1 protein-coding gene is annotated in these 326 nt (G+C 66.3%); it reads left to right on the top strand.

Features of this window, described 5'->3' with window-relative positions; all coding sequences use genetic code 11:
* Window positions 1-62: 62 nt before the first annotated feature.
* A partial coding sequence (locus tag GV790_RS29465) for a hypothetical protein (protein ID WP_163818082.1) occupies window positions 63-326 on the top strand: 264 nt, incomplete at its 3' end.

Genomic DNA, 326 nt, shown 5'->3' with positions numbered 1-326 from the left:
GCCGTGAGGCGCACTGGTCGATTCATGTCGAGCCCGGTATCGATCCGGGCACTACTGGCGTCGTGTTCGAAGGTACCGACGACAACGGGGTGCTGGTGATCACCCCGCGCGACCCGTACGGCAACCCGATCGGCCCGGGACGCGGCCACATTTTCGAGATCTCGCCGATACCGGGTGTGCAGATCCGCGGCAACGCCGAGGACCGCGGAGACGGATCGTATGGGGTCCCGGTCATCTGGGACACCGCCATCACACCAGCACCCGGCGTTGTGGTGCGCCAGCCCGAACGAGATCCGGTGATCCTCGAGGTGCCGAACGGCAAGCCA

The sequence above is a fragment of the Nocardia cyriacigeorgica genome (genome assembly GCF_010858045.1).
In the GTDB taxonomy this organism is placed as follows: Bacteria; Actinomycetota; Actinomycetes; order Mycobacteriales; family Mycobacteriaceae; genus Nocardia; species Nocardia cyriacigeorgica_E.
This window is presented reverse-complemented; position numbering and strand designations above follow the sequence as displayed.